Below are 16,468 nucleotides of genomic sequence, written 5' to 3'. Positions count from 1 at the left end.
TTATCGGGGCTGCGCCGCCGGCCGGGACGGTTTTCCGCCCGATGCCCGAGCTCAGGCCCGGTGGACCGGGCCCGGTGGCCGGCTCGGCGGCCGGCCACCGGGCGGGGACTCACACGGCGCCCGGCATCCGGCCGAGCTGGACCAGCGACGTCCCCCGCCTGCGCGAGGCGAAGTAGGCCCGGCCCGGCGGCATCGGCCGCGGCCGCACCGTACCGACCAGGTCGCCCTCGGCCGGATCGCCGGACAGGACGATGCCCTGCGCGCCCAGCTCCTTGATCCGCTGCATGAACGACTCGTACATCGAGCGGGAGGCGCCCGCCGAGCTGCGCGCGATGATGAAGCGGACACCCGTGTCCCGGGCGAACGGCAGGAACTCCACCAGCGGCGCCAGCGGATTGCCCTGGCTCGTCGCCACCAGATCGAAGTCGTCGATGATGATGAACACGTCCGGGCCCGTCCACCAGCTGCGGTCCCGCAGCTGCTGCGGAGTGACGTCGGGGGGCGGCTGCCGCCGCGAGAAGACCCCGCCCAGCGCCTCCATGTGCATCTGCAGGGAGTTCGCCATCGGCGCGTACTCCAGCAGGTGCTCCTCCGGCAGCGCCCCGAGCAGGGACCGCCGGTAGTCGCCCACGACCAGCCGTGCCTGGTCCGGGGTGTACCGCTCCGAGATCTGCTTGGCGATGAGCCGCAGCAGGTTCGTCTTGCCCGACTCGCTCTCACCGAAGACGAGGAGGAACGGGTCGGTGTCGAAGTCGATGAACACCGGCTCCAGAGCCGTCTCGTCGATGCCGATCGCGATCCCGCGCTCGGGGAATTCCCCGCCCTTGGGCAGCTGATCGGAATGGAGCAGCCGCGGCAGCAGACGTACGCCCGGAGCCGACTGCCCGGTCCAGTTCTGCTTCACGGCGTCCACGAACGCGGCCGTCGCCTCCGAGAGGTTCCCGGCGTCGTGGGAGCCGTCGACCCGGGGGAGCGCCCCCAGGAAGTGCAGCTTCTCGGGCACCTGACCGCGCCCCGGCATCCCCTGGGGGACGTTCGCCGCGACCTTCCGGTCGAACTCGGAGTCCATGGTGTCACCGAGCCGCAGCTCCAGCCGGCCCAGCATCTGGTCCTTGAGTGCGGCACGGACCTCCATGTACCGCGCGGCCGTGATCACCACGTGGATGCCGTAGCCCAGACCGCGGGCGGCGATGTCCGTGACGACCTCGTCCAGGCCCTCGTACTCGCCGCGGAAGTTGCCCCAGCCGTCGACGATCAGGAACACGTCGCCGAACGGCTCGTGCGGCAGGTCGCCCGCCGCCCGCCGGCGCCGGTACGTGCCGATCGAGTCGATGTTGTTCGAGCGGAAGAACTCCTCGCGGCGGTTGAGGATGCCCCCGACCTCCGCGACCGTACGCCGTACCCGCTCCGGGTCCAGGCGCGAGGCGATCCCGCCCACGTGCGGCAGCTCGGCGACCGCCGACAGGCTGCCACCGCCGAAGTCCAGCCCGTAGAACTGCACCTCGCGCGGGGTGTGCGTGAGCGCGAACGCCGAGATCAGCGTCCGCATCAGCGTCGACTTGCCCGACTGCGGACCGCCGACCACCATCATGTGGCCCGCCGCACCCGAGAAGTCCCGGTACAGCACCTCGCGCCGCTGCTCGAACGGCTTGTCGATGAGGCCGAGCGGTACGACGAGCCCACCGGGCCGTGTGTACCCCTCCGCGTGCAGGCCGCGCTCCGCGCTCGGCGCCAGCGTCGGCAGCAACTGGTCCAGCGGCGGAGCCTGGTCGAGCGGCGGCAGCCACACCTGGTGCGCCGGCACCCCCTGGCCCTCCAGCCGGCTCACGATCACGTCCAGCACGGTGTCCGCGAGCGCGTCGTCCCCGCGCGCCGACTGCGCCGTCAGGTACGCCGGGTCCGGGGCCGCGTACACCACCGGCACCGGGGCCGCCGTGAACAGCGCCGGGCGCCGCTCCACCGGGAACTGCCCCACCGACAGGTCCGGCCCGCCCGAGCGGTAGGTGCCCGAGACGTACGCCGCCTTGAAGCGGGTCATCTCGTCCGTACCGAACTTCAGGTACCCGGAACCGGGCACCGACGGCAGGTGGTAGGCGTCCGGCACGCCGATCGCGGTCCGCGACTCCGCGGCCGAGAAGGTCCGCAGACCGATCCGGTACGACAGGTACGTGTCCAGCCCGCGCAGCTTGCCCTCCTCCAGGCGCTGCGAGGCCAGCAGCAGGTGCACACCCAGCGAACGGCCGATGCGGCCGATCTGGATGAACATGTCGATGAAGTCCGGCTTCGCCGTCAGCAGCTCGCTGAACTCGTCGATGACCAGCACCAGCGAGGCCAGCGGCTCCAGCGGGGCACCGGCCGCGCGGGCCTTCTCGTAGTCGTGGATGTTCGCGTAGTTGCCCGCCGAACGCAGCAGCTCCTGACGCCGCTGCAGCTCACCGCGGATCGAGTCGCCCATGCGGTCCACGAGCGTGAGGTCGTCCGCCAGGTTGGTGATGACCGCCGCCACGTGCGGCATCTGCCCCATGCCCGTGAAGGTCGCACCGCCCTTGAAGTCGGCGAGCACGAAGTTCAGGGTCTCCGAGGTGTGCGTGACCGCCAGACCCAGCACCAGCGTGCGCAGCAGCTCCGACTTGCCGGAACCGGTCGCACCCACGCACAGACCGTGCGGGCCCATGCCCTCCTGCGCGGCCTCCTTCAGGTCCAGCATGACCGGGGCGCCGTCCTCGCCGACACCGATCGGCACGCGCAGCCGCTCACCGGCCGACCGCGGCCGCCAGGTCCGCGCGACATCGACCGCGGCCGCGTCGCCCAGGTTCAGCAGGTCGGTGAAGTCCAGGTTGGCGAGCAGCGGCTCGTCGTCGTCCCCGCCGCCCGTGCGCATCGGCGCCAGCTGCCGGGCGAGGGCTTCCGCCGCGGGCAGCGACAGGGTGTCCGGCACACCCTCGTACGCGACCCCGGCGCCGGACTCCAGCCGCAGCCGGCCCGGCCGCACCACCACGGAGAGCCCGCCGCGCGGCTCGTCCAGCTCACCCGCGACCACCTCGACGATGGTGACGCCCTGCAACCCCTCGGCCGCCGCGAACACCGAGTCCGGCGGCACCATCCCGCCGTCGAGCACGACCACCAGGTGCGGCTGGTCCAGTACCGGCGAGACGTCCCGGCTGAACCGCGGCCGGCCCTCCAGCCGGGGCGCCAGCAGCCCCTCCAGCTCGGCGAGGTCGTCCCCGAACAGCCGCTTCGTACCGGCCCCGTCGACCTGACCCGGTACCTGCGTGTGCGGCAGCCACTTCGTCCAGTCCCACGCGGGCACTGCACCGGGCGCGGCCACCACGGCCACCATCAGGTCCTCGGGGGAATGCAGCGTCGCCAGCTGAGCCACCATCGCCCGGGCGGTACTGCGCGCCGACTCCGGCTCCCCGGACACCGTCACGTGGTAGAAGGCGCGGATCGACAGCGCCATCGGCAGCCCGTCCAGCGAGGAGTGCACCTTCAGGAAGCGCTGCATCGCCCCCGCGGTCAGCGGCTCCAGCTCGTCCACCGGCGCGGTCTCCGGCGCCACCAGCGGGGTCGCCAGGCGCTGCGCACCCAGCCCGAGCCGGGCCTGCCCGAAGTCCTGGTCGCCGACCCGCCGCTCCCACAGCCGCGAGCCCTCCGCCACCACCGACCACAACTGTTCGGGGGCCGGGTGCAGATACAGCTGCGCGTCGCGCTGCGCCCGCGCGGTCCGGCGTACCTGACGACGCGTCTGCGCAAGATATTTGAGGTAGTCCCGGCGCACATCGGCCATTTGCCCCTGCGTACCGCGCCGGTACCGCACCAGCTGCGCGACGACCATGGCCACCGTCGACACCAGCATCAGCACACCCATGATGCGCATGAACGGAGCCGCGCCCGGCATGAAGAAGAAGACGACGGAGGAGCCCATGCCGAGCATCGGCAGGAGCTGCATCAGCATGCCCTCCTGCTGCCCGCGCGGGAGTTCGGGCGGAGCTTCCAGCCGCAGCTCCTCCGCCGGAACCTCGGGCGGCAGGGCCCGCGGCGGGCGTTTGACGACGATCTGGCTCACCGGAGCATCAATCCCTCGAAAACGGACGGGACGTCGCAACCGGCGCCCCCAAGTCCCGGGCGCGAAGGGGGTCTCCCCCACGCGACGGTGATCCTACTTGCCGACAGTCGGTCATAAGCCCGGTAGGGTGGCGCGCGCAGTATGCGCATCCGCGAATCGTCCGCCGGTGCGGGCACCAACCAGGGGGGTCACACAGGTGAGTACGGCCGCAACGACGGGTTTCTGCAGGGTCACCGTCGTGGCCCCCGACAGTCGCATCGACGTCGCCCTCCCCGAGGACATCGCCGTCGCCGACGTCTACCCCGAGCTGCTGCGCCTCACCGGCCAGACCCAGCCCGTGGGCGCCCCCACCGGCTTCCACCTCGTACGGCGTTCCGGCACCGTCCTCGACGGCGCCCGCACGCTCGCCGCCCAGCAGGTCCTCGACGGCGAGGTGCTGAGCCTTCGCCCCTTCGCCGAGTCCCTGCCGCCCGCTGTGTTCGACGACGTGTCCGACGCCGTCGCCTCCGCCGTGGTCCGCGACCGGCACCGCTGGAGCGACGACATGCTGCGCGGCGCGGGCCTGGCCGGCGCCGCCCTGCTCCTCGTCATGCTGGGCTTCGTCCTTTGGTACGCCGACCCGCTCAGCCACGACATGCACGGCCTGCCCGGGATCATCGCGGGCGCCGTCGGCGTCCTGCTCACCGCCGTCGCAGGGGTGCGCGCCCGGGTCTACCGCGACCGCCTCTCCGCCGTCGCGCTCGGCCTCAGCGCCCTCCCGCACCTGATGATCGCCGGCTCCGGGATCATCGCCCCGGCCGTCGGCCAGGGCCCCGGACGCCTCCAGTTCCTGCTCGGCTGCGTCTGCGCCCTGATCGCCTCCGTGGCCCTGGTCGCGCTCACCCCGAGCGGAGACGCCCCCTTCGTCGCGGCCACCTTCGTCGCGGCCACCGGAACCATCGCCACCTTCGCGGCCATCGCCACCGAGGCCTCCGCCACCGACACCGCCGCCGGCTGCGCCCCCGTGGCCATCGGCCTCGTCGCCTTCCTCCCCGGCCTCTCCGCCCGCTTCGCCCGCCTGCCCATCGGCTACGCGGCCCCGCAGAGCGCCACCGAGGATTACGAAACCCCGGACCGCTACGAGACCGAGCCGTACAGTGACCAGCCCGGCGCGGACCAGAACGAGCCGGGCACCCCGCTCGACGCCGAGGCCATCGCCGCCCAGGCCCGCCGCGGCCACGAGATGCTCCTCGGCCTGGTCGGCGGATGCGCCGCCGTCGCCGTCGGAGCCGCCGCCGTCCTCGGCTTCTCCGACAACACCTGGGGCCGCCTGCTGGCCCTGGCCACCGGCCTCGCCATGCTGCTGCGCGCCCGCCTCTTCCGCTACACCTCCCAGGTGGTCTGCGCCCTGGCCGCAGGCCTCGCCGCCACCGCGCTGCTGATCCTGGGCATGGCCCTGCACCCGCCGACCGACCTGCTCGAAGCCCTCGTACTGGAGCACGACCGCAGCGGCCTGGACCTCCGTACGATCTGGCTGACCGCCGCCGTCGCCGCCGGCGCGGCCCTCCTCGCGGGAATTGCGCTTGTCATCCCCCGCAAGGGCCTGTCACCCTTCTGGGGAAGGCTGCTCGACCTCACCGAGGCGGCGGTCCTGCTCAGCCTGGTGCCCCTTACCCTGGCCGTGCTGGACGTCTACTCCCGGGCCCGCGCTCTCACCAGCTGAGACGTCGCGTCCCGGCAGCCTGGTACGCTGTGTGACGGCCGTTTGTGTACGCGTCCCCCGGATCCTGTCCCAAGGGTCTGTGGACTGCGCTCAGCGGACCCCGCCTCCCGAGTAACGGAAGCTCCCCAGAGACTCAGACCTGGGGCACTCGGTGGCAACGAAGACCTAAAACGAGGAGTACGCGTGCCGCTCGACGCCGCTACGAAGAAGCAGATCATCACCGAGTTCGGTGCCAAGGAGGGCGACACCGGCTCCCCCGAGGTCCAGGTTGCGATGCTCTCCCGCCGCATCTCGGACCTGACCGAGCACCTCAAGACGCACAAGCACGACCACCACTCCCGTCGTGGTCTGCTGATCCTGGTCGGCCAGCGTCGCCGCCTGCTGCAGTACCTGGCCAAGAAGGACATCCAGCGCTTCCGTACGCTGGTCGAGCGCCTCGGCATCCGCCGCGGTGCGGCCGGCGCCAAGTAACACGCCGTGAAGGGAGCGGTTCCCACATCAGGGGGCCGCTCCCTTTGCTGTACGTGCGCACGGGACCGGACCCTTTGTAGTCTGGAACGGACGCACGTGCGCGTCTGAGGAAGACGCGCACAACTGAAGAGGAGGAGCGCCCTCCCACGCCGCCGGTCCTCGGTAGTGGCACCCGGAATGCCCCAGGGGGGCAACGAACCGGATGCTTCGATCGAAGACCGGCCCGCACGCCAGGAGCGCTTCTCCGCAACCGTCCACCGCCACACGGGCGGCGGACGGAGACGACGAAAATGGAGAAAACGCTAGTGGAGAACGAGACCCACTACGCCGAGGCCGTCATTGACAACGGTTCCTTCGGCACCCGCACCATCCGCTTCGAGACGGGCCGTCTGGCCCGCCAGGCCGCCGGCTCCGCCGTTGCCTACCTGGACGACGACACGATGGTGCTGTCCGCCACCACCGCGTCGAAGAAGCCCAAGGACCAGCTCGACTTCTTCCCCCTGACGGTGGACGTCGAGGAGCGGCAGTACGCGGCCGGCAAGATCCCCGGCTCCTTCTTCCGTCGTGAGGGCCGGCCCTCCGAGGACGCGATCCTCACCTGCCGCCTGATCGACCGTCCGCTGCGTCCGTCGTTCAAGAAGGGCCTGCGCAACGAGATCCAGGTCGTCGCGACGATCATGGCGCTCAACCCCGACCACCTGTACGACGTCGTGGCGATCAACGCCGCCTCCGCGTCCACCCAGCTGGCCGGCCTGCCCTTCTCCGGCCCGATCGGCGGCGTCCGCGTCGCGCTGATCCGCGGCCAGTGGGTGGCCTTCCCGACGCACACCGAGCTCGAGGACGCCGTCTTCGACATGGTCGTCGCGGGCCGCGTCCTGGAGGACGGCGACGTCGCGATCATGATGGTCGAGGCCGAGGCCACCGAGAAGACCATCGCCCTGGTCAAGGGCGGCGCCCAGGCGCCGACCGAGGAGATCGTGGCCTCCGGCCTCGACGCCGCGAAGCCCTTCATCAAGGTCCTCTGCAAGGCCCAGGCCGACCTGGCCGCCAAGGCCGCGAAGCCCGAGGGCGAGTTCCCGGTCTTCCTGGACTACCAGGACGACGTGTACGAGGCCCTCGCGGCCGCCGTCAAGGGTGACCTCTCCCAGGCGCTGACCATCGCGGGCAAGCAGGACCGCGAGGCCGAGCTGGACCGCGTCAAGGAGATCGCCGCCGAGAAGCTCCTCCCGGCCTTCGAGGGCCGCGAGAAGGAGATCTCCGCCGCCTACCGCAGCCTGACCAAGGCCCTGGTGCGCGAGCGCGTCATCAAGGACAAGGTCCGCATCGACGGCCGCGGGCTCACGGACATCCGTACCCTCGCCGCCGAGGTCGAGGCCATCCCGCGCGTGCACGGCTCGGCGCTGTTCGAGCGTGGCGAGACCCAGATCCTGGGCGTCACCACCCTCAACATGCTCCGCATGGAGCAGCAGCTGGACACCCTCTCCCCGGTGACCCGCAAGCGCTACATGCACAACTACAACTTCCCGCCGTACTCCGTCGGTGAGACCGGCCGCGTCGGTTCGCCGAAGCGCCGCGAGATCGGCCACGGCGCGCTCGCCGAGCGCGCGATCGTGCCGGTCCTCCCGACCCGCGAGGAGTTCCCCTACGCGATCCGTCAGGTGTCCGAGGCCCTCGGCTCCAACGGTTCGACGTCCATGGGCTCGGTCTGCGCCTCCACCATGTCGCTGCTGAACGCCGGTGTGCCCCTCAAGGCCCCCGTCGCCGGTATCGCCATGGGCCTGATCTCCCAGGAGATCGACGGCAAGACGCACTACGTCGCCCTCACCGACATCCTCGGTGCGGAGGACGCCTTCGGCGACATGGACTTCAAGGTCGCCGGCACCAAGGAGTTCGTTACCGCCCTCCAGCTCGACACCAAGCTGGACGGCATCCCGGCCTCCGTCCTGGCCGCGGCCCTCAAGCAGGCCCGCGACGCCCGCCTCCACATCCTCGACGTGATGATGGAAGCGATCGACACGCCGGACGCGATGTCCCCGTTCGCCCCGCGGATCATCACCGTCAAGATCCCGGTGGACAAGATCGGTGAGGTCATCGGGCCCAAGGGCAAGATGATCAACCAGATCCAGGAGGACACCGGCGCCGAGATCACGATCGAGGACGACGGCACCATCTACATCGGTGCCTCCGACGGCCCGGCCGCCGAGGCCGCCCGCGCCACGATCAACGCGATCGCCAACCCGACCATGCCGGAGGTCGGCGAGCGCTACCTGGGTACGGTCGTCAAGACCACCACCTTCGGTGCCTTCGTCTCCCTGATGCCCGGCAAGGACGGCCTGCTGCACATCTCGCAGATCCGCAAGCTCGCCGGTGGCAAGCGCGTGGAGAACGTCGAGGACGTGCTCGCGGTCGGCACCAAGGTCCAGGTGGAGATCGCCGAGATCGACCAGCGCGGCAAGCTCTCCCTGATCCCCGTGATCGACGGCGAGGCTGCCGGCGACGACGCTGACAAGGACGACTCCGACAAGTGATGTCGCGTAGTTCCCGTGTGACGGCCCGCCCCTCTTCGGAGGGGCGGGCCGTCGCCCGTACCCAAACCCTCCTCAAGGGCCAGAACGGCATCGGCACCGTCCGGCGCACCGTCCTGCCCGGCGGACTGCGCGTCGTCACCGAGACGCTGCCCTCCGTCCGCTCCGCCACGTTCGGCATCTGGGCGCACGTCGGCTCCCGTGACGAGACGCCCACGCTGAACGGCGCCACGCACTACCTGGAGCACCTCCTCTTCAAGGGCACGCACCAGCGCAGCGCCCTCGACATCTCCTCCGCGATCGACGCGGTCGGCGGCGAGATGAACGCCTTCACGGCGAAGGAGTACACCTGCTACTACGCCCGGGTGCTCGACACCGACCTGCCGCTGGCCATCGACGTGGTCTGCGACATGCTCACCGGCTCGCTGATCCGCGAGGAGGACGTCGTCGCCGAGCGCGGAGTCATCCTCGAAGAGATCGCGATGACCGAGGACGACCCGGGCGACGTGGTGCACGACCTGTTCGCGCAGACCATGTACGGGGACACCCCCCTCGGGCGCCCGGTCCTCGGCACCGTCGACACGATCAACGCCCTCGGCGCCGACCGGATCCGCCGCTTCTACAAGAAGCACTACGACCCGACGCACCTGGTCGTGGCCGCCGCCGGCAACGTCGACCACAACAAGGTCGTCCGCCAGGTCCGCGCCGCCTTCGAGAAGGCCGGCGCGCTGACCCGCACCGACGCCGAACCGATCGGCCCGCGCACCGGCACCAAGCGCATCCGCACCGCCGGCCGCGTCGACCTGGTGGGCCGCAAGACCGAGCAGGCCCACGTGGTCCTCGGCATGCCGGGTCTCGCCCGTACCGACGAGCGCCGCTGGGCGCTGGGCGTACTGAACACCGCCCTCGGCGGCGGCATGTCCTCCCGCCTCTTCCAGGAGGTCCGGGAGAAGCGCGGCCTCGCCTACAGCGTGTACTCGTACACCTCGGGCTTCGCCGACACCGGCCTCTTCGGCGTGTACGCGGGCTGCCGGCCCAATCAGGTGCACGACGTGCTGCGGATCTGCCGCGACGAGCTCGACAAGGTCGCGGCCGAAGGACTGGCCGACGACGAGATCAAGCGGGCCATCGGCCAGCTCTCCGGATCCACCGTCCTCGGCCTGGAGGACACCGGCGCGATCATGAACCGCATCGGCAAGAGCGAGCTGTGCTGGGGCGACCAGATGTCGGTCGACGACATGCTGGCCCGGATCGCCGCCGTCACCCCGGACGACGTCCGATCGGTCGCACAGGATGTACTGGCCCAGCGGCCCTCGCTCGCGGTGATCGGCCCGCTGAAGGAGAAGCAGGCCGCCCGTCTCGACGAAGCGGTCGCCTAGTTCCGTACGGCAAGTAAGGAAGCAACATGAGCAAGCTGCGCGTGGCGGTCCTCGGAGCCAAGGGCCGGATCGGCGCCGAGGCGGTCAAGGCCATCGAGGCCGCCGAGGACATGGAACTGGTCGCGGCGCTCGGCCGCGGCGACAAGCTGGAGACGCTGGCCGACGCCGGAGCCCAGGTCGCGGTCGAGCTGACCACCCCGGCATCGGTCATGGGGAACCTGGACTTCCTCATCCGCCACGGCATCCACGGTGTGGTCGGTACCACCGGCTGGACCGAGGACCGCCTCGCCCAGCTGAACACCTGGCTCGCCGGCTCGCCGGAGACCGGTGTGCTCATCGCCCCGAACTTCTCCATCGGCGCCGTCCTCACCATGAAGTTCGCCGCCCAGGCCGCCCGCTACTTCGAGTCCGTCGAGGTCATCGAGCTGCACCACCCGAACAAGGTCGACGCCCCCTCCGGTACGGCGACCCGAACGGCGCAGCTCATCGCGGCCGCCCGCGCCGAGGCCGGCCTCGGCGCCCAGCCCGACGCCACCGCCACCGCCCTCGACGGGGCGCGCGGCGCCGATGTCGACGGCGTCCCGGTGCACGCCGTCCGCCTGCGCGGCCTGCTGGCCCACCAGGAGGTGCTCCTCGGCGGCGAGGGCGAGACTCTGACCATCCGTCATGATTCCCTGCACCACAGCAGCTTCATGCCGGGCATCCTGCTCGGCACGCGCCGAGTGACGCAGACCCCGGGCCTCACCTTCGGCCTGGAACACTTCCTCGACCTGGGCTGACCGGACTGATTTCACGATGCGCGCGAAGATCACGTACTTCCTCACGGCCGCCGTCCTGGTGGTCTACTTCGTCCTGGCCGGCAGCCGGGGCCTGATGCTGATCCAGCACGGAACCCTGCTCACGGTCACCTTCGGGGTGGCCGTGCTGATCCTGCCGGTCATCGGTGTCTGGTTCCTCTGGCAGAACACCCGGTTCGTCACGCGGGCCAACCACCTCGCGACCGAGCTGGAGGCCGAGGGCGGACTGCCCGTCGACGAGCTGGAGCGGGACACGTACGGGCGGATCCTGCGGGACTCCGCCGACGAGGTCTTCGCGCGCCGCAGGGCCGAGACCGAGGACGCGCCGGGGGACTGGCGCAGCTGGTTCCGGCTCGCCGTCGCCTACCACGACGCCCGGGACACCCCCCGGGCGCGCAAGGCGATGCAGCGGGCGATCGCGCTGCACGACAAGAAGCCCGTACAGGTCTGATCCCTGTACGGGCTTCCGCGGGCGGTTCAGGCCGCTCAGGCGGCCACGGGCCGGTACTCGTCGGCCCAGGCCCCGACCGTGTCGACGGCCCGGTCGAAGGCCTCGGTCCGCGACAGGAAATCTGCGTTGTGGTCGGTCAGCAGCACCGGCTGCTCCGCCTCGCCCTGCGCCGACATCGTCAGCGCCTGGCCCTGTACGGTCCTCGGCAGTCCGAGCCAGCGCACCGGCTGCTGCACCGTACGGAGCTCACCGACCTCGCTCCACGGGAGGGTGCGGGTCACGAAGAAGCCCACCCGGCGCAGCCCCGCGGGGCTCACCCAGACGCCCACGCGCAGGGTCTGCACGGCCGAGCCGACGACCGCGAGGGCGGCGGCCAGGCAGACCACCCCTCCGCCCCAGCCGCCCGCGAAGGTGACGATCATCGTGGCCAGCAGCATGAAGGCGGACAGCAGGAGCAGCAGCGCACCGATCGCCACGCGCCAGGGCCCGGGCCGGTAGGGCCGACGCCAGCGGTCCTGGTCGGCATGGGCCAGGATCTCGTCGCCGTCGCCGTCGTCATCCACATCGGATACGCCGTCGGCCGTCAGGAAGGGCAGGGGCACGGCTGGACCTCACTCACATGCACGTTCGGTTGGGCTGTGCCCGTGAGGCTACCGCCCCTGGGATGCCTCCGACTGCTGCGACTTCTCTGGCACCTTGGTCGGCTGCAGCGCGGGCATACCGAAGAGCAGTGAGCCGGCGAGCCCCGCAACCACGGTCAGTCCGACCAGAGTACGGGCGGCCAACTGGGTCCGGCCCAGGCGCTCGCGCGGCGGCGGAGTGACGTTGCTTCGGAAACGGTCGGCCTCGGAGACGAAAGCGAACGGAACGGGTTCGCGCCGGAGGAACATCAGAGCGAATCTCCTGGGGGTCGATGCGTGCGGGTTCTCCTTGGTAGGACGTACGAGCCCCCCAATCGGTGCCGGATTTCCGGACATTAGGAAAAATTCATGGCTGTGCGTCAGCTGTGCGCGACCCCTCGCGGAGGCTGCGGGCCGCGTGCGTCGGCAAGGGCTGCACGAGGGGCGCCGTAGAGTGGGCGCGCCCCAGGACGCACGTTTGGAAGGACCCCCGGTGAGCGAAACCGCCGCTTCAGATCTGAAACCCAGCTTCCGCAGCGAGGTGACGGTGGAGCTGGTGAAGCACTCCGCCGCCGACTCCGACGTGCTGTGGGCCGCCCGTGTCTCCACGGCCGGCGAGCAGTCGCTGGAGGAGCTGCAGAAGGACCCGGAGCGTTCCAAGGGCCTCATCAACTATCTGATGCGCGACCGCCACGGCAGCCCCTTCGAGCACAATTCGATGACCTTCTTCATCAGTGCCCCGATCTTCGTCTTCCGCGAGTTCATGCGGCACCGCGTGGGCTGGTCGTACAACGAGGAGTCGGGCCGCTACAGGGAGCTCGAACCTGTCTTCTACGTCCCGGACGCCGAGCGCAAGCTGGTCCAGGAGGGCCGCCCGGGCAAGTACGTCTTCGTCGAGGGCACCCGGGCGCAGCAGGAGCTGACCGCGCGCGTCATGGAGGACTCCTATGTGCAAGCCTACGAGGCCTACCAGGAGATGCTCGCGGCGGGCGTGGCCCGGGAGGTTGCCCGTTCGGTCCTGCCGGTCGGTCTTTTCTCCTCGATGTATGCCACCTGCAACGCGCGCTCGCTGATGCACTTCCTCGGTCTGCGTACGCAGCACGAGCTCGCGGCCGTGCCGTCCTTCCCGCAGCGGGAGATCGAGATGGTCGGCGAGAAGATGGAGCAGCACTGGGCGAAGCTCATGCCGCTGACGTACGCGGCCTACAACGGCAACGGTCGCGTCGCCCCGTAAGGGCCGGTACACCCGCGGCGCACAGATGTCCGGCGTTAAGTCCTAAGTGTCCGTATTGCGACGTTTCGTAAAGTTCATCTAGGCTGATCAAACGGACCCGGCACTGCTTGAACCCCCGAGCAGGCAGTGCCGGCGTCCAACACCCCGTTGACGTCCCCCGAGGGGACACCGCGAGCATGGCAGCGAGTAGCGTGTTACCCATGGCTCCGATCTCGACTCCGCAGACCCCCTTCGGGCGGGTCCTCACCGCCATGATCACGCCGTTCACGGCGGATGGCGCACTCGACCTCGACGGCGCGCAGCAGCTCGCCGTCCACCTGGTGGACGCAGGCAACGACGGCCTGATCATCAACGGCACCACCGGTGAGTCGCCGACCACCACCGACGCGGAGAAAAACGACCTCGTACGAGCCGTGCTCGAAGCGGTCGGAGACCGCGCCCACGTGGTCGCCGGTATCGGCACCAACGACACCCGACACACCCTCGAGCTGGCCCGCCAGGCCGAGCGCACCGGCGCCCACGGCCTGCTCGCCGTCACCCCGTACTACAGCAAGCCGTCGCAGGAAGGCCTCTTCCGGCACTTCACGGCGATCGCCGACGCCACCGGGCTGCCGGTCATGCTCTACGACATCCCCGGCCGCAGTGGTGTCCCGATCGACACCGAAACCCTGGTCCGGCTGGCCGAGCACCCCCGTATCGTTGCCAACAAGGACGCCAAGGGCGACCTCGGTCGCGCCAGCTGGGCCATCGCGCAGAGCGGCCTGGCCTGGTATTCGGGCGACGACATGCTGAACCTGCCGCTCCTGTCGGTCGGCGCGGTCGGCTTCGTCTCGGTGGTCGGCCACGTGGTCACCCCCGAACTGCGCACCATGCTGGAAGCCCACCTGGGCGGCGACGTCCAGAAGGCGACCGAGATCCACCAGAAGCTGCTCCCGGTCTTCACCGGTATGTTCCGTACCCAGGGTGTGATGACCACCAAGGGCGCGCTGAACCTGCAGGGCCTGCCCGCGGGCCCGCTGCGGCTCCCGCTGGTCGAGCTGTCCGCCGAAGAGACCGCCCAGCTCAAGATCGACCTTGCCGCCGGCGGGGTACAGCTCTGACAACAGACTTCACAACTCAATAAGAACGAACAAACGAATACAGAACAGCCAACAGCAAGTGCACGAATGACATGCGCGCCACGTGCCTTCCGGGGTACGTGGCGTGCGTGGTGAGGAGACACTTTTGAGCCATCCGCATCCGGAACTCGGTCCGCCGCCGAAGCTGCCCAAGGGCGGCCTCAGAGTCACCCCACTGGGTGGTCTCGGCGAGATCGGCCGCAACATGACCGTCTTCGAGTACGACGGCCGTCTGCTGATCGTCGACTGCGGCGTCCTCTTCCCCGAGGAGGAGCAGCCGGGCATCGACCTGATCCTGCCGGACTTCTCGTCCATCCGGGACCGCCTCGACGACATCGACGGCATCGTGCTCACGCACGGCCACGAGGACCACATCGGCGCCGTCCCCTACCTCCTCCGGGAGAAGGCGGACATCCCGCTGATCGGCTCCAAGCTGACGCTGGCCCTCATCGAGGCGAAGCTCCAGGAGCACCGCATCCGCCCCTACACCCTCGAGGTGAAGGAGGGCGAGCGCGAGAGCCTCGGCCCGTTCGACTGCGAGTTCATCGCCGTCAACCACTCCATCCCGGACGCCCTGGCCGTGGCCATCCGTACCGGCGCCGGCATGGTCGTGGCCACCGGCGACTTCAAGATGGACCAGCTCCCGCTGGACAATCGCCTCACCGACCTGCACGCCTTCGCGCGTCTGAGTGAAGAGGGCATCGACCTCCTTCTCTCCGACTCCACGAACGCCGAGGTCCCGGGCTTCGTCCCGCCCGAGCGCGACATTTCCAACGCCATCCGCGGTGTCTTCGCGAGCGCCCAGAAGCGGATCATCGTGGCGTCCTTCGCCAGCCACGTGCACCGCATCCAGCAGATCCTCGACGCCGCCCACGAGTTCGACCGCAGGGTTGCCTTCGTCGGCCGCTCGATGGTCCGCAACATGGGCATCGCCCGTGACCTGGGCTACCTGAAGGTCCCGGCCGGACTCGTCGTCGACGTCAAGACCCTCGACGACCTGCCGGACGACGAGGTCGTGCTGGTCTGCACGGGCTCCCAGGGCGAGCCGATGGCGGCCCTGTCCCGCATGGCCAACCGCGACCACCAGATCCGGATCGTCCCCGGCGACACCGTGATCCTGGCGTCGTCCCTGATCCCGGGCAACGAGAACGCGGTCTACCGCGTGATCAACGGCCTGACCCGCTGGGGCGCCAACGTCGTGCACAAGGGCAACGCCAAGGTGCACGTCTCGGGTCACGCCTCGGCCGGCGAGCTGCTGTACTTCTACAACATCTGCAAGCCGCGGAACCTGATGCCGGTCCACGGCGAATGGCGTCACCTGCGCGCCAACGCCGAGCTCGGCGCCATGACGGGCGTTCCGAAGGACCGCATCGTCATCGCCGAGGACGGCGTGGTCGTCGACCTGATCGACGGCAAGGCCCGCATCTCCGGCAAGGTGCAGGCCGGCTACGTGTACGTGGACGGCCTGTCGGTCGGCGACGTCACGGAGGTTCACCTCAAGGACCGCAAGATCCTCGGTGACGAGGGCATCATCTCGGTCTACGTCGTCGTGGACAGCAGCACGGGCAAGATCGTCAGCGGCCCGAACATCCAGGCCCGCGGCTCCGGCATCGACGACTCGGCCTTCTCCTCGGTCATCCCGAAGATCGAGGAATCCATCGCCCGCGCCGCGGCCGACGGCGTCGCCGAGCCGCACCAGATCCAGCAGCTCATCCGCCGCACGATGGGCAAGTGGGTCTCGGACGGCTACCGCCGCCGCCCGATGATCCTCCCGGTCGTCGTCGAGGTCTGATCCTCGCCGTAGCGACCGCACGGGAGCGGGGCAACCGGATTTGCATCCGGGGGCCCCGCTCCAGTACGTTTACGTCTCCACCTCGCACGGCACCCCGGCACACACGTGTGTCCGGACGAGTCGCGCGGGCGGGTGGGAATCAAGACCCAGGGAGACCTGATAAAGTCTGATCCGCCCGAAAGGGAAAGGCCTCTCCAACGGCCACCAATTCAAATCCGAGTCGGAATCGACATGGAAATGGTCTGGTAAGGTTGGAACCGCCGGAAAGGGAAACGCGAAAGCGAAAACCTGGAAAGCGCCGAGGAAGTCGGAC

The 16,468-nt window shown here is 69.9% G+C and carries 12 protein-coding genes; 9 read left to right on the top strand and 3 right to left on the bottom strand.

What is annotated here, in order from left to right; genetic code table 11:
• Positions 1-109 precede the first annotated feature (109 nt).
• On the bottom strand, positions 110-4,066 hold the full coding sequence (eccCa, locus tag IE257_RS31225) for a type VII secretion protein EccCa (protein WP_189973221.1): 3,957 nt from the start codon (positions 4,064-4,066) through the stop codon (positions 110-112).
• Positions 4,067-4,262: 196 nt separating this feature from the next.
• On the opposite strand from eccCa, the gene eccD reads away from it, so the two are divergent.
• The 6 genes from eccD (at position 4,263) to IE257_RS31195 (ending at position 11,391) form a co-directional block, all read left to right on the top strand.
• Positions 4,263-5,768, top strand: a complete 1,506-nt coding sequence (gene eccD / locus IE257_RS31220; RefSeq protein WP_189973220.1) for a type VII secretion integral membrane protein EccD — start codon at positions 4,263-4,265, stop codon at positions 5,766-5,768.
• A gap of 183 nt (positions 5,769-5,951) precedes the next feature.
• A complete protein-coding gene (gene rpsO, locus IE257_RS31215; RefSeq protein WP_030011220.1) occupies positions 5,952-6,239 on the top strand; it encodes a 30S ribosomal protein S15 in 288 nt (95 codons plus the stop codon).
• 305 nt (positions 6,240-6,544) lie between these two features.
• Positions 6,545-8,767, top strand: a complete 2,223-nt coding sequence (locus IE257_RS31210) for a polyribonucleotide nucleotidyltransferase (RefSeq protein ID WP_189973342.1) — start codon at positions 6,545-6,547, stop codon at positions 8,765-8,767.
• Positions 8,764-10,143, top strand: a complete 1,380-nt coding sequence (locus tag IE257_RS31205; RefSeq protein WP_189973219.1) for a M16 family metallopeptidase — start codon at positions 8,764-8,766, stop codon at positions 10,141-10,143. Before IE257_RS31210 ends, IE257_RS31205 begins: the two co-directional genes overlap by 4 nt.
• Before the next feature lie 26 nt (positions 10,144-10,169).
• Positions 10,170-10,922, top strand: coding sequence for a 4-hydroxy-tetrahydrodipicolinate reductase (dapB, locus tag IE257_RS31200; RefSeq protein WP_189973218.1), 753 nt, complete (start codon positions 10,170-10,172; stop codon positions 10,920-10,922).
• A gap of 16 nt (positions 10,923-10,938) precedes the next feature.
• Positions 10,939-11,391 carry a tetratricopeptide repeat protein gene (locus IE257_RS31195; protein WP_189973217.1) on the top strand — a complete coding sequence of 151 codons (453 nt, stop codon included), beginning with the start codon at positions 10,939-10,941 and terminating at the stop codon, positions 11,389-11,391.
• 35 nt (positions 11,392-11,426) lie between these two features.
• Here IE257_RS31195 and IE257_RS31190 read toward each other — a convergent pair whose 3' ends face one another.
• Positions 11,427-11,993, bottom strand: coding sequence for an SCO5741 family PH domain-containing membrane protein (locus IE257_RS31190; protein ID WP_189973216.1), 567 nt, complete (start codon positions 11,991-11,993; stop codon positions 11,427-11,429).
• Positions 11,994-12,041: 48 nt separating this feature from the next.
• Entirely contained in the window at positions 12,042-12,281 is a 240-nt protein-coding gene (locus tag IE257_RS31185; RefSeq protein ID WP_052872205.1) for a hypothetical protein, read from the bottom strand.
• A gap of 223 nt (positions 12,282-12,504) precedes the next feature.
• Between IE257_RS31185 and thyX the strand changes: the two genes are divergently transcribed.
• The 3 genes from thyX to IE257_RS31170 all read left to right on the top strand — a co-directional run bounded on the left by thyX (position 12,505) and on the right by IE257_RS31170 (position 16,155).
• Positions 12,505-13,245, top strand: coding sequence for an FAD-dependent thymidylate synthase (gene thyX, locus IE257_RS31180; RefSeq protein ID WP_189973215.1), 741 nt, complete (start codon positions 12,505-12,507; stop codon positions 13,243-13,245).
• A gap of 200 nt (positions 13,246-13,445) precedes the next feature.
• Positions 13,446-14,345, top strand: a complete 900-nt coding sequence (dapA, locus tag IE257_RS31175) for a 4-hydroxy-tetrahydrodipicolinate synthase (RefSeq protein ID WP_189973214.1) — start codon at positions 13,446-13,448, stop codon at positions 14,343-14,345.
• Between the two features lie 124 nt (positions 14,346-14,469).
• Positions 14,470-16,155, top strand: a complete 1,686-nt coding sequence (locus tag IE257_RS31170; protein ID WP_189973213.1) for a ribonuclease J — start codon at positions 14,470-14,472, stop codon at positions 16,153-16,155.
• Positions 16,156-16,468: the final 313 nt, after the last annotated feature.

It is taken from the genome of Streptomyces avidinii (assembly GCF_014650695.1).
GTDB lineage: Bacteria > Actinomycetota > Actinomycetes > Streptomycetales > Streptomycetaceae > Streptomyces > Streptomyces avidinii.
The sequence above is the reverse complement of the archived record's forward strand: the minus strand, read 5'-3'. Positions and strand labels throughout refer to the sequence as shown.